The following is a 13491-nucleotide window of genomic DNA, read 5'->3' as shown; positions in this document are numbered from 1 at the left end:
GCGCTCACGGCAGGATTAAACCGGATTGGCCTCATGCTACTCAGCTTTTGGCGCACCAGCCGCATGGAAATGATTGCCCGATATGCTTCAAGCGCTGCGCCTCGTCGGTTACCCAGGTACGGGTTTGCCAGGGCGGGTCGTGGCGGAGGTGCTGGCTGTGCCCACAACTCAATAAAACTACCCAATGACCCTCTTCATCCTGATAAAAATCCAGAATGACACTCGTCTGCTTTGATGGCGGTGGGTCGCAATCGGGGCGATTGCCGCGTACACTTGACCTTTCATTCATCTTATTCAAAGGTTTTTACCATGCAGATTGCGGCCAACAAAGCGGTCTCCATCGACTATACCCTGACCAACGACGCCGGTGAGGTTATCGACAGTTCCGCTGGCGGCGCCCCGCTGGTATACCTGCACGGTGCAGGCAACATCATTCCGGGCCTTGAGCGTTCGCTCGAAGGCAAGCAGGCTGGCGATGAACTCAACGTTGCCGTCGAGCCTGAAGATGCTTATGGCGAGTACAGCCCTGAGCTGGTCGCTACCCTGAACCGCAGCATGTTCGAAGGTGTGGACGAGCTGGAAGTGGGTATGCAATTCCACGCTTCCGGTCCAGACGGCGGCATGCAGATCGTTACCGTGCGCGACATCGATGGCGATGACGTGACCGTTGACGGCAACCACCCGCTGGCTGGCCAGCGCCTGAACTTCAAGGTCAAGGTTGTGAACGTGCGTGATGCCTCTTCTGAAGAAGTCGCTCACGGTCACGTACATGGTGAAGGTGGTCATCAGCACTAAAACGCGACGGAAATCCTGGTGTGGCGGGAACGAACCCACACTAGAATGTCCAAGCGAGAGCGTCCGAAAGGGAACAGCCCGGTCGGACGCTTTTTTTACGCCTACTGTATTCACAAGGAGCACATCATGAGTGCGTTCCACGATCTCACCTTGCAAGGGCTGGATGGGAAGGATCTCCCCCTGGCACCTTACAAAGGCAAGGTGGTGTTGGTGGTTAATGTGGCATCCAAATGCGGATTGACCCCGCAATATGCGGGCCTGGAATCGCTGTATCAGACCTACCGCGACCGCGGGTTGGTCATCCTGGGCATTCCATGCAATCAATTCGCAGGCCAGGAGCCTGGAAGCGATGCGGATATTCAACAATTCTGCAGCACGAACTATGGCGTGTCGTTTCCCCTGTCGAGCAAGATCGAGGTAAACGGCCCGACACGTCATACCCTGTACCGGCAGTTGGCTGGTGAAGGTGCAGAGTTTCCTGGAGAGATCACCTGGAATTTCGAGAAATTCCTGGTAGGTCCCGATGGCCGGGTTCTGGCTCGTTTCAGCCCACGAACTGCGCCGGATGATCCCAATCTGGTTCAGGCCATCGAGAAAGCGCTTCCCTAGCGCAAAGGCGGCGGGGCGAGCCGCGCAGTTACCGAGGCTCCCCCGCTGCAGGCAATGCCTTTGCGCCACCCTCTCTGACCCAGAACAGCGTCGCGCCGGCCACTGCTGCAGGCATGAACAGCACGTTCACGACCGGGACCAAAAGGGCCAGGTACGTAATTCCGCCAAATCCCAGGCAGCGTGTCCGCTTGCTACGTAACCAGGCCAGCATTTCGGTAAAGCCCAGCTTGTGGTTGTCCGCCGGATAGTCAATGTACTGCACCGCCATCATCCAGACGCCAAACAGCAGCCAAAGCGGTGGAGCAATCAGATTAAGCCCTGGAATGAACGAGAGCACCAATAACCCCAGTGCACGGGGTAGGTAGTACCGCAGTTTTTTGAATTCCCGCACCATGGTTCTGGGAATCATGGCAACTAACTCTCCCGTGCTGAACGGCGGGAAGTCATCCTGGCCACGTACCACGACCTCAACCTTCTCAGAGAGAAAGCCGTTGAAAGGCGCCGCAATGATGTTAGCCACCATGGTGAACGTGAAATAGATCATGAACAGGACGAGTACGAAGAAAAAAACGTACAGCAACGGTACCAGTACATAATCCAGAAAGCTTAAGTATGAAGGAATGGAGGGCATCAGATGATGCACCCAGCCATTGAACTTGCTTAGCGCAAAGCTGATCGTTGCGATGAACAGGATGAGATTGATCGACAGGGGCAGCACGACAAAGCGACGCAGGCCAGGCCGCAGGATCAGTTTCAGGCCTTCACTGAAATACAAAAGGCCGGATAAAGGCTTGCTCATTCAAAACTCCGGTAGCGAGTAAGAGCGCAATAATGAAGCCTTATTACGGTCGAATGCCAATAGTGACCTGTAAACAGCCGTGACGTGATTCTAGGGTTGTGCGTTGTGGCGTACCATAGTGTCCGACATCAGGCGGGTCCGCATAGGTTATGCCTATGATTTGGATTGAAACTCGCCATTTTATCCAAAGCGGCAAGCCGCGTAGGCTGCTGCCTTATCGCGTTAAGGAGAGGCTAATGAGCGTTCTGGTAAACAAGCAGGCCCCGGATTTTACAGCTCCAGCTGTTCTAGCTAACGGTACTATCGTCGAGAACTTCCAGCTGTCCACTTTGCGTGGCAAATACGTTGTGCTGTTCTTCTGGCCGCTGGATTTCACCTTTGTTTGCCCGTCGGAAATCATTGCCCACAATAACCGCATCGCTAAATTCCGTGAGCTGGGCGTAGAGATCGTTGGTGTGTCCATTGACTCTACCTACACGCACTACGCCTGGCGTAATACGCCAGTAGAGAAGGGCGGCATTGGCCCGGTCGAGTTCACCATGGTGGCTGACGTCAAGCACGAAGTAGTTCGCGCTTATGGCATTGAGCATTCGGATGGCGTGGCGTTGCGAGCGTCTTTCCTGATCGACAAGGAAGGCGTCGTGCAACATCAAGTGGTCAACAACCTGCCGCTGGGCCGGGAGGTGGATGAGATGGTGCGTCTGGTTGAAGCACTGCAGTTCACCGAAGAGCATGGCGAAGTCTGCCCGGCTGGCTGGCGCAAGGGGCAGAAAGGTATGAAGGCCGACGCAGAGGGCGTCGCTAACTACCTGGCTGAAAATGCTCATAATCTGTAACTATTGGGCAGGCAGGTCCTACACGGGCCTGCCATCTAGACAAGGTTCTGGACAATAAGCGGGAAATCCCGCACGGTTCGCGGGCTGTCGACTTTGTAAGCCTTCCCCTGGTGCTTCGACAGCCCTTTTTATTATTAGCACGTGTGCCGGCGCCCTATGCGCGGCATGGAGACAAACATGTCTGAAGTTCGTCATGCTCGAGTCATCATTCTCGGTTCCGGCCCTGCCGGTTACACCGCGGCAGTCTATGCTGCACGCGCCAACCTCAAGCCGTTACTGATTACTGGCATGCAGATGGGCGGACAGCTGACTACCACGACTGAGGTAGACAACTGGCCGGGCGACCCCCACGATCTGACAGGGCCTGCGCTGATGGAGCGGATGCGTGAGCATGCCCAGCGCTTTGAAACCGAGATCGTGTTCGACCATATCAACGGTGTGGATTTGGCCAACAAGCCTTTCACCCTCACGGGTGACAGTGGCACCTATACCTGTGATGCACTGATCATCGCAACCGGCGCCAGTGCCCGTTACCTGGGCCTGACCAGCGAAGAGAGCTTCATGGGCAAGGGCGTATCGGCCTGCGCCACCTGTGACGGTTTCTTCTACCGTAATCGTGAAGTGGCTGTGGTGGGCGGTGGTAACACTGCGGTGGAAGAAGCGCTTTACCTGGCCAACATTGCTAGCAAAGTCACGCTGATCCACCGCCGTGATACGTTCCGCGCTGAAAAGATTCTGCAGGACAAGCTGAAGTCCCGTGTGGCCGAAGGCAAGATCGAGCTGAAGCTCAACGCAGCTGTAGACGAAGTGCTGGGCGACAATATGGGCGTTACTGGTGTTCGCCTGAAGAACAACGATGGCAGCATGGATGAAATCCAGGTTGCCGGCCTGTTCGTTGCGATTGGCCACACGCCAAACTCCTCGCTGTTCGAAGGTCAGCTTGAGCTGAAGGATGGCTATGTAGTGGTCAAGGGCGGCCGTGAGTCCAATGCTACGGCAACCAGCATCGAGGGTGTGTTTGCTGCTGGTGATATCGCCGACCACACCTACCGCCAAGCGATTACCTCGGCGGGCGCTGGCTGTATGGCTGCGCTGGATGTCGAGCGTTACCTCGATGGCTTGGGCGATAACCTCTGGTAAGCCAGTCTCTGGTAAACCCTGTGGTTTCATGAGAAAGCCCCGCTTGTGCGGGGCTTTTTTGTTTGGCTGAATCAACCCGGGTCGCGATGATTCGGATGAAAGCCGCTCACTGGAGCCTGTACGGTTTTACGGGTGGCTATGTCGATTCCTTCACTGGCGACCTCGGCCAGGAAATCAATCTCTTCTGGCGTGATGATGTAGGGCGGCAAGAAGTAGACCACGTTACCCAGCGGACGAAGCAGGGCGCCCCGGGTAAGTCCATGCTGGAATACCTTGAGGCCACGTCGTTCCTGCCAGGGGAATGGTGTCTTGGTGGCTTTGTCCTGAACCATCTCGATGGCGAGCGCCATTCCGGTCTGGCGCACTTCGGCGACATTGGGATGATCCACCAGATGCCGGGTGGCCTGTTGCATCCTTGCAGCCAGTGCCTGATTGGCCTCTATTACCTTGTCTTCTGCAAAGATATCCAACGTTGCCAGGGCTGCGGCGCAGGCCAGCGGGTTGCCTGTGTAGCTGTGGGAATGCAGGAACGCACGCAGGGTATCGTATTCATCATAGAACGCCTGGTAGACGTCATCTGTAGTCAGGCAGGCTGCAAGAGGAAGATAGCCGCCTGTCAGGGCCTTGGATAGGCACAGGAAGTCCGGGCGGATACCGGCCTGCTCGCACGCAAACATCGTTCCGGTACGACCAAAGCCGACGGCGATCTCGTCGTGGATGAGGTGCACGCCATAGCGGTCACAGGCCTCACGCAGTAGCTTCAGGTAAACCGGATGGTACATGCGCATACCGCCAGCGCCCTGGATCAGCGGCTCGACGATGACAGCGGCTACTTCCTGATGATGCTCCGCCAGAGTCTGCTCCATATGGGCAAACATGGCGCGGGAATGCGTTTCCCAATCCATGCCTTCCGGGCGCAGATAACAGTCGGGGCTGGGAACCTTGAAGGTATTAAGCAAGAGCGATTTATAGGTCTCGGTGAAAAGCGCAACATCGCCTACCGACATGGCCGCTACCGTTTCGCCATGGTAGCTGTTGGTCAAGGTGACAAACTTGTTCTTTTCCGGCTTCCCGCTGTTGAGCCAATAGTGATAGCTCATTTTCAACGCCACTTCGATGCAGGACGATCCGTTATCGGCATAAAAGACGCGATCAAGGCCTGCTGGGGTCAGCTGTACCAGTCGTTCGGACAGCTCGATCACAGGCTGGTGGCTAAAGCCGGCCAGGATCACATGCTCCAGTTGGTCAACCTGATCCTTGATCCGCTGGTTGATACGTGGGTTGGCATGACCAAATACATTGACCCACCACGAGCTGACCGCATCAAGATAGCGGTTGCCCTCAAAGTCTTCCAGCCATACACCACGACCAGATTTGATTGGGATGACTGGCAAGCGCTCATGATCTTTCATCTGGGTGCAGGGATGCCACAATACATCCAGGTCACGCTGCATCCACTCGGCATTCAGGCCCATAAAGGTCATCCTCCAAACACATTTGACTGGCAAGCCTATGCAATGCTCCGAACGGTAGCAAGGCGCGTCTAGTGGATGCCGCTTCGCTGGCGTATGCTGCGCACCGCCGTTGGGGCTGAGGAGTCTGAAAGATGTCGGTACGTGTAGCGCGTCTCGGAGCGCTTGCTGTTTATGGGTTGTTCAGCGTATCTGCGCTGGCTGCAGACAAGGTGGATAAGCATGCCCAAGGGCATACGGGAAAGCATGCTGAAAAACATGCGGAGAAACCGGCAGCAAAGGAAGCGGAGCAGCCTGTTGCCAAAGGTAATGGCCGGTCGGCCATCGTAATCGGCGCCGGCATGGCCGGTCTGGCCTCGGCCTATGAACTGCAGAAAGCGGGTTGGCAGGTGACGCTGCTTGAAGCCAAGCCCAGTGTTGGCGGACGCTCGGCGCTGGCGACCAGTGAATGGATCGGTAATGCCAAGGCTCAGCCGGCCCTCAATAGCTATCTGGATACCTTCAAGATCAAGACAGTCGATGCACCTAGCTATGTGCGCACGCCGGGTTATCTAATCGATGGGCAGTATTATTCGCCAGAAGATCTTGCCCAAAAAATGCCGGACGTGAGCGCTGCACTCAAGCGCGTCGACAAGGCGCTGGATGAGCTTGCGGCATCAATCAGCGATCCGCTCAAGCCGACCGCTGGAAAAGGCCTGTTCGCACTGGATCAGACGAACGTGGCCAGCTGGCTGGATAAGCAGAACCTACCGCCATTGGCGCGCAAACTTATCAATCAGCGTATCCGTAGCCGCTATGATGAGCCATCGCGCCTGTCGCTGTTGTATCTGGCTCAGCAGACCCGTGCCTACCGGGACATCAGTGACACCGATTTGCGTGCGGCCCGTCTGCCGGGTGGTAGTACCGTGCTGGCCCAGGCATTTGTCAAGCAGATCAAGACGCTCAAGCCCAACTCCAAGGTGTCGGCTATCACGCAGGACAAGGATGGCGTGACCGTCAAGGTAGGGCCTACGGGGTACCATGCCGATTATGTGGTCATGGCAGTGCCCCTGCGTGCCTTAAGCTCGATCCAAATGACGCCGGAACTGGCCGAGGCACAGCGGGCTGCGCTCAAAGGCACGAACTACGGATGGAGAGACCAGATTCTTCTGAAGTTCAAGACGCCGGTCTGGGACAGCAAATCTCGTCTGTCTGGCGAAATCTATAGTGATCAGGGGCTGGGCATGCTGTGGATCGAGCCGGCCGTGAAAGGTGGCGCTAACGTGCTGATCAACCTGTCCGGTGATAATGCCCGTGTGATGCAGGCGTTCGGAGATCGCCAGTTGGCAGATCAGGTCCTGATCCGGCTGAATGCCTTTTATCCGAAAGCTCGTGGTGCATTTTCCGGCTATGAAGTACGTCGCTACAGCACCGATCCGGGTGTAGGTGGTTCCTATCTGGCCTATGGGCCAGGACAGGTCAGCCGTTATTGGCGTGTATGGGAGCAGCCTCAGGGACGCGTCGTCTTTGCTGGCGAGCATACCGATGCGCTGCATCCGGGGACGTTGGAAGGCGCCTTGGCTAGTGGTCAGCGGGCCGCTCGGCAGGTTGAAGATCTCGCTGCAGGCAAGTCCGCTGTACCTGAGACCAAGCCTGCCGATACCAAACCTGCCAGCCTTGCGCCTGACGCAGCACCCAAGGCCACTGACGAGAAAAAGGGCCTCTTTTCTCGTATGTTCTCCTGGATGCATTGATTTACGATATGTTTCACCGCCTGGCGTCCTGCCGGGCGGTCTTCTAGCTTTACCCCTCTTAGCACCTGCGTTTTCCGTTCAGCCAGAGCGGTTGTCTTGTTGTATCTAATAAAGCGATCGATTAAAGCAACTTTTTCCGCTTCATTTCGATACGTTTATCGCTAGGCTTGCTAGCAGCATGAACAAGGAGATTCATGATGAATTGGCGTAACGATCCGCATCGCTATGGGCTTGTCAGCGTAACCCTGCATTGGGTGATGGCGATCGCCATCGTTGCCCTCTTTTGGCTTGGACTGTGGATGCGGGGGCTTGATTACTACAGTCCCTGGTATCACCGAGCACCCGAGATTCACAAGGGCATCGGCATTCTTCTGCTAATCGCTCTGCTCATGCGTATCGTCTGGCGTTTCGTCAGCCGGCCGCCTGCCGTCGAAGGAAGCCGAACGACTCAATTGGCTGCCACGTTTGGCCATCTGGCGCTGTATGCGCTCATGCTGGGCGTTATGGTCGCCGGTTATTTCATCTCGACGGCTGAAGGCCAACCGATCAACGTATTTGGCTGGTTCAATGTGCCGGCTACCGTCAGTGGGTTGCGTGATCAGGCTGATTGGGCTGGGGCGATTCATCTCTGGTTGGCCTGGACGTTGATCATTCTGAGCGGGCTGCATGTACTTGCCGCGCTCAAGCACCACTTTATCGACCGCGATGCCACATTGTTACGCATGTTCGGCCGACGCCGGGCATGACGTGACCTATTTCAGAAGGGAGACATCATGATGTTGAAGAAAAGCTTCGCTGCTCTGGCATTGGGAACTGCACTGTTGACCGCCGGCCACGCCATGGCCGCCGATTACAAGATCGACAAGGAAGGGCAGCATGCCTTTATTCAGTTCCGTATTCAGCACCTGGGCTACAGCTGGCTCTATGGAACATTCAAGGATTTTGATGGCAATTTCACCTATGACGAAAAAAATCCGTCTGCAGACAAGGTGAAGGTTACGATCAAGACCGATAGCGTCGACACCAACCATGCCGAACGTGACAAGCATTTACGCAGCGCCGACTTCCTGAACGTATCAGCGCATCCGACGGCAACCTTCGAGTCCACCAAGGTGACGCCGACAGGTGATAATGCAGCTGACATCGAAGGCAATCTGACGCTCAACGGCGTGACCAAGCCTGTCGTGATCAAGGCCAAGCTGATGGGGCAGGGCAATGACCCGTGGGGTGGCTACCGCGCCGGATTTGAAGGCTCGACCAAGCTCAAGCTCAAGGATTTCAACATCCAACGTGACCTGGGTCCGGCTTCGCAAGAGGTTGAGTTGACCCTGTCACTGGAAGGTGTACGCCAGTAACTAAATATTTCGATACACAAAGCGCAGTTCCGCAAGGGCTGCGCTTTTTTTATGGGCCTAGTCTGACAAACGTGATAATAGCCTTTAAATCTTCATAACTTCTGCACACTGTCTAGGCTAAATAACCAAGTTCAGCAGTGCTCTAGCCTGTTAACCATGAAACGCATCACATCGAATGCGGGTCTGTTGAAAGCTCAGGAGCAAGATGCCAAATGGTTTTTTCAATCGCTTGGATAAGTCCCCGCAGGCGACTTGTTCCTGTTTACAAACAACCATGTACGTAAGTATATTGGGCGATCACAAGAATCTGCCAAGAATGATGCGGCCGCATAGCGTCGCGTTGCCTAGCACCCTATTCAAAGGTTTTGTTCAAGGACTCCGATATGCACATCAAGTCGGCGCATGCTTATTTTGTCCCGGTTTTATTGCTGGCGACGCTGACGCTCAATGGATGCGGTAAGCAGGATCAGGCTCAGCAGGCTCAGCAACAACAGCCTCAAGCGGTTGAAGTGGGCGTGGTTACGCTCAAGGAACAGCCTGTTACTCTGACCACTGAATTACCTGGCCGAACCTCGGCATTCCGTGTAGCGGAAGTCAGACCTCAGGTCGGTGGTATTCTCCAGAAGCGTTACTTCAAGGAAGGTTCTGAGGTCAAGGCCGGCCAGCAGCTCTATCAGATCGACCCCCGTACCTATCAGGCCAACCTGAATGCAGCCAAGGCCACTTTGGCACAGGCGCAGGCGACCATGGCGTCCAACCGGCTCAAGGCCCAGCGCTATGCTGCCTTGGTAAAGGACGAAGCGATCAGCCGCCAGGAAGCGGATGACGCCCAGGCGACTCTCAAGCAGAACGAAGCCCAGGTAGAGACTGCCAAGGCTGATCTGCGTACTGCAGAGATCAATTTAGCCTATACCAAGGTGACGGCGCCGATTTCGGGACAGATCAGTCGTTCACTGGTGACAGAAGGTGCGCTGGTTACCGCTGATCAGGCGACTGCCTTGGCCATCATCAACCAGCTTGATCCCATTTATGTGGACGTGACGCAGTCCAGTACCGAGATGCTGCGTCTGCGACGTGAGCTGGACAGCGGTCTGATCAAGCGGGCGGGTGAAGATGCCGCCCAGGTGAAGCTGATGCTGGAAGACGGTTCCGAATACAAGCATCTGGGCAAGCTGCAGTTCTCTGAGGTGTCAGTGGATCAGGGAACCGGCTCGGTTACCATTCGTGCAGAGTTCCCCAACCCTGACCGTTTGTTGCTGCCAGGCATGTTCGTGCGTGCGCAACTGCAGGAAGGAGTCCGTCAGACGGCTATCCTGGCGCCACAGCAGGGCATCTCGCGCGACCTGAGAGGTAATGCCGTAGCGATGGTCGTTACGCCGGACAACAAGGTTGAGCAGCGTACCGTGAAGACCGAGCGTACGATCGGCACCAATTGGCTGATCTCCGATGGCCTGAAGGCGGGCGATCAACTGATTACGGAAAACCTGCAGCGTATTCGCCCGGGTGCTTCGGTTACGACCAAGCCAGCTACCAACGTAGCCATGCCTGGCGATTCGGCACAACCTGCTCAGCAGGGTAGTGCCGACAAGCAGCAATAAGGGAGCCGCTGTCGATGTCAAGATTCTTTATTGACCGCCCCATTTTCGCCTGGGTACTTGCCCTGGTGATCATGCTGGCGGGCGGTCTCGCCATTCTTAACCTACCGATCAACCAGTACCCGAACATCGCGGCACCGGCTGTTTCGATCCAGGTGAGCTATCCCGGCGCGTCGGCACAGACCGTTCAGGATACAGTCGTCCAGGTCATCGAGCAGCAGATGAACGGGATCGACAACCTGCGTTATCTCTCCTCGGAGTCCAACTCCGATGGCAGCATGACCATTATCGTGACCTTTAACCAAGGCACGGACCCGGACATTGCGCAGGTTCAGGTACAGAACAAGCTGCAGCTGGCGACACCGCTTCTGCCTCAGGAGGTGCAGCAGCAGGGCCTTCGGGTGGCCAAGTATCAGCGTAACTTCATGCTGGTAGTGGGTCTGGTGTCAAACAACGACTCCCTGACTCGTGAGGATCTGTCCAACTACATCGTATCCAACATGCGTGACCCCATCGCGCGGACCCCGGGTGTAGGTGATTTCCAGGTCTTCGGCTCGCAGTACGCCATGCGTATTTGGCTGGATCCGGCCAAACTGAATAAATATCAGTTAATTCCCGGAGATGTTTCCAATGCCATTCAGAGCCAGAATGTCCAGTTGGCTTCGGGCTCGCTGGGCGGTTTGCCTGCTGTTAAAAACCAGCAACTCACCGCTACGATCATTGGCCGTACCCGTCTGGAAACCCCAGAGCAGTTCGGTAACATTTTTCTAAAGGTCAATCCCGATGGTTCCCAGGTGCGGCTGCGTGACGTCGCACGTATCGAGCTGGGCGGTGAAAATTATTCGATCGACGCTCAGTTCAACGGTAAGCCTGCGTCGGGTATGGCGCTGCGTCTGGCAACAGGGGCTAACCTGCTAGATACCTCTAAGGCGGTACGTGCAACCATCGATCGGCTCAAGCCGTTCATGCCTGAAGGCATGGAAGTGGTGTATCCGTACGACACTACGCCTGTTGTAACTGCTTCCATTCATGAAGTGGTCAAGACTTTAGGCGAAGCGATTCTGCTCGTATTCCTCGTGATGTATCTGTTCCTGCAGAACTTCCGAGCTACTTTGATCCCGACCATTGCAGTTCCGGTCGTCTTGCTGGGTACGTTCGGTATCCTGTTTGCCTCTGGCTTTACCATTAACATTCTGACCATGTTCGGAATGGTACTGGCGATTGGTTTGCTCGTAGACGATGCTATCGTCGTGGTGGAAAACGTCGAACGGGTCATGGCGGAAGAGGGGCTGAGTCCCAAGGAAGCGACCCGCAAGTCCATGGATCAGATCCAGGGCGCGCTGGTGGGTATCGCTCTGGTGCTGTCAGCGGTATTCGTGCCGATGGCTTTCTTTGGCGGCTCGACCGGGGTGATCTATCGGCAGTTCTCGATCACCATTGTTTCCGCTATGGCCCTGTCGGTGCTGGTTGCTTTGATCCTAACGCCAGCGCTGTGTGCCACGATCCTCAAGCCGGTCGACAAGAATCATCACGAGAAGCGTGGCTTCTTTGGCTGGTTCAACCGCAAGTTCGACAGTGGCGTGAACCGTTATGAGCGCAGTGTCGCTACTGTTATCCGTCATAAGGTTCCGTTCCTGCTGGTGTACGTCGTGATCTTGGCTGGCATGGTATTCATGTTTACTCGCATTGCATCATCCTTCCTGCCTGAGGAGGACCAAGGTGTAATTTTCGTGCAGGTGACCACGCCGACCGGCTCGTCTGCGGCCCGTACTCAGGTTGCGCTGGATCAGATGCGCGAAATGATGATGAAAAACGAGCCGTCGGCAGTCAGCTCCATGTTTACGGTCAACGGCTTCAGCTTTGCCGGCCGTGGTCAGAGCTCCGGCCTTGCATTCGTTCAGCTCAAGCCATGGGAGGAACGTCCGGATGCCAAGGATCGCGCCAGTGCTGTAGCCGGACGCGCCATGGGTTATCTGTCGCAGATCAAGGATGCCATGATCTTCGCCATCGTTCCGCCAGCGGTACTTGAGCTGGGTAACGCCACCGGTTTCGACTTCTATCTTCAGGACAACTCCGGCCTTGGCCATGAAAAGTTGATGGAGGCGCGGAATCAATTGCTGGGCATGGCGGCACAGAATCCGAAGCTGACTCAGACTCGCCCCAATGGTTTGAATGACGAAGCGCAGTACAAGCTGATCATCGACGATGAAAAGGCCCGTGCGCTGGGTCTGTCCCAGACCGATATCAACCAGACCTTGTCAATTGCCTGGGCCTCCAGTTACGTCAATGACTTCATCGACAGAGGCCGCGTAAAGCGTGTGTATGTACAGGGCGAAGCCGATTCACGGATGAACCCGGAAGATCTGAGTAAGTGGTACGTACGTAACAGCAATGGTGAGATGGTGCCGGTATCGGCCTTTGCCCATGGCGAGTGGGTCTACGGTTCACCCAAGCTTGAGCGTTATAACGGTATCTCGTCTGTCGAGATCCAGGGCTCTCCTGCGCCTGGTTACAGTACGGGCGATGCCATGACCGAAATCGAGAACATGGCCAAGGAGCTACCGCAGGGCGTTGGTATTGCCTGGACCGGCATGTCGTACGAAGAGCGACTTTCAGGTTCGCAGGCGCCTGCCTTGTATGCCTTGTCCCTGGTAGTGGTCTTCCTCTGCCTGGCAGCACTGTATGAGAGCTGGTCGATCCCGATTGCGGTCATTCTGGTAGTACCGCTGGGCGTGATCGGTGCGCTCCTGGCTACCTACTTCCGAGGTTTGGCAAACGACGTGTTCTTCCAGGTGGGTCTGCTAACCACCATTGGTTTGTCAGCCAAGAACGCGATTCTGATCGTGGAGTTTGCCAAGGAGTTGCACGAGGGCGGCAAGAACATTGTCGATGCCGCCGTAGAAGCCGCACGGATGCGTCTACGCCCGATTATCATGACGTCCATGGCCTTTATCTTGGGTGTGGTTCCGCTGGCCATCTCCAATGGTGCCAGCTCCGGTAGTCAGCATGCGGTTGGTACGGGCGTGATTGGCGGGATGGTAACCGCAACCGTTTTGGCGATCTTCTGGATTCCCATGTTCTACGTCGTGGTCAGCAGTCTGTTCAAGGACAAGGCTTCACGTGAGCAGGAATCAGGCGCCGAGGGAAGACATTGAGT

Annotated in this window: 12 protein-coding genes; 9 read left to right on the top strand and 3 right to left on the bottom strand. The window is 55.8% G+C overall.

Annotated features, from left to right (window positions below; translation table 11 throughout):
• Positions 1 to 40: 40 nt before the first annotated feature.
• Entirely contained in the window at positions 41 to 298 is a 258-nt protein-coding gene (locus tag QWJ10_RS12225; protein ID WP_233432114.1) for a DUF3565 domain-containing protein, read from the bottom strand.
• Between the two features lie 11 nt (positions 299 to 309).
• On the opposite strand from QWJ10_RS12225, the gene QWJ10_RS12220 reads away from it, so the two are divergent.
• Entirely contained in the window at positions 310 to 795 is a 486-nt protein-coding gene (locus tag QWJ10_RS12220) for a peptidylprolyl isomerase (protein WP_010795588.1), read from the top strand.
• A 126-nt stretch (positions 796 to 921) separates the two neighbouring features.
• Positions 922 to 1404: a glutathione peroxidase gene (locus QWJ10_RS12215; RefSeq protein ID WP_010795587.1), complete on the top strand. Its 483-nt coding sequence runs from the start codon at positions 922 to 924 to the stop codon at positions 1402 to 1404.
• A 28-nt stretch (positions 1405 to 1432) separates the two neighbouring features.
• On the opposite strand, the gene cysZ is transcribed toward QWJ10_RS12215, so the two are convergent.
• Positions 1433 to 2203, bottom strand: coding sequence for a sulfate transporter CysZ (gene cysZ / locus QWJ10_RS12210; protein ID WP_019364878.1), 771 nt, complete (start codon positions 2201 to 2203; stop codon positions 1433 to 1435).
• A 236-nt stretch (positions 2204 to 2439) separates the two neighbouring features.
• Here cysZ and QWJ10_RS12205 point away from each other — a divergent pair, with 236 nt between their 5' ends.
• Entirely contained in the window at positions 2440 to 3039 is a 600-nt protein-coding gene (locus QWJ10_RS12205; protein ID WP_289926664.1) for a peroxiredoxin, read from the top strand.
• Positions 3040 to 3216: 177 nt separating this feature from the next.
• Positions 3217 to 4179 carry a thioredoxin-disulfide reductase gene (trxB, locus tag QWJ10_RS12200; RefSeq protein ID WP_010795584.1) on the top strand — a complete coding sequence of 321 codons (963 nt, stop codon included), beginning with the start codon at positions 3217 to 3219 and terminating at the stop codon, positions 4177 to 4179.
• 71 nt (positions 4180 to 4250) lie between these two features.
• On the opposite strand, the gene QWJ10_RS12195 is transcribed toward trxB, so the two are convergent.
• Positions 4251 to 5654, bottom strand: a complete 1404-nt coding sequence (locus tag QWJ10_RS12195; RefSeq protein WP_289926661.1) for an adenosylmethionine--8-amino-7-oxononanoate transaminase — start codon at positions 5652 to 5654, stop codon at positions 4251 to 4253.
• A 131-nt stretch (positions 5655 to 5785) separates the two neighbouring features.
• On the opposite strand from QWJ10_RS12195, the gene QWJ10_RS12190 reads away from it, so the two are divergent.
• The 5 genes from QWJ10_RS12190 (at position 5786) to QWJ10_RS12170 (ending at position 13489) form a co-directional block, all read left to right on the top strand.
• On the top strand, positions 5786 to 7384 hold the full coding sequence (locus QWJ10_RS12190) for a flavin monoamine oxidase family protein (protein WP_289926658.1): 1599 nt from the start codon (positions 5786 to 5788) through the stop codon (positions 7382 to 7384).
• Between the two features lie 197 nt (positions 7385 to 7581).
• Complete coding sequence (locus QWJ10_RS12185) at positions 7582 to 8130, top strand: cytochrome b (RefSeq protein WP_289927225.1); 549 nt, start codon at positions 7582 to 7584, stop codon at positions 8128 to 8130.
• A 30-nt stretch (positions 8131 to 8160) separates the two neighbouring features.
• On the top strand, positions 8161 to 8739 hold the full coding sequence (locus QWJ10_RS12180) for a YceI family protein (RefSeq protein ID WP_026003820.1): 579 nt from the start codon (positions 8161 to 8163) through the stop codon (positions 8737 to 8739).
• 383 nt (positions 8740 to 9122) lie between these two features.
• Positions 9123 to 10337, top strand: coding sequence for an efflux RND transporter periplasmic adaptor subunit (locus QWJ10_RS12175; RefSeq protein WP_289926657.1), 1215 nt, complete (start codon positions 9123 to 9125; stop codon positions 10335 to 10337).
• Between the two features lie 14 nt (positions 10338 to 10351).
• Entirely contained in the window at positions 10352 to 13489 is a 3138-nt protein-coding gene (locus QWJ10_RS12170; RefSeq protein ID WP_125887426.1) for an efflux RND transporter permease subunit, read from the top strand.
• Positions 13490 to 13491 lie beyond the last annotated feature (2 nt).

Source organism: Pseudomonas sp. WAC2, from assembly GCF_030403525.1.
Classification (GTDB): Bacteria; Pseudomonadota; Gammaproteobacteria; order Pseudomonadales; family Pseudomonadaceae; genus Chryseomonas; species Chryseomonas luteola.
This window is presented reverse-complemented; position numbering and strand designations above follow the sequence as displayed.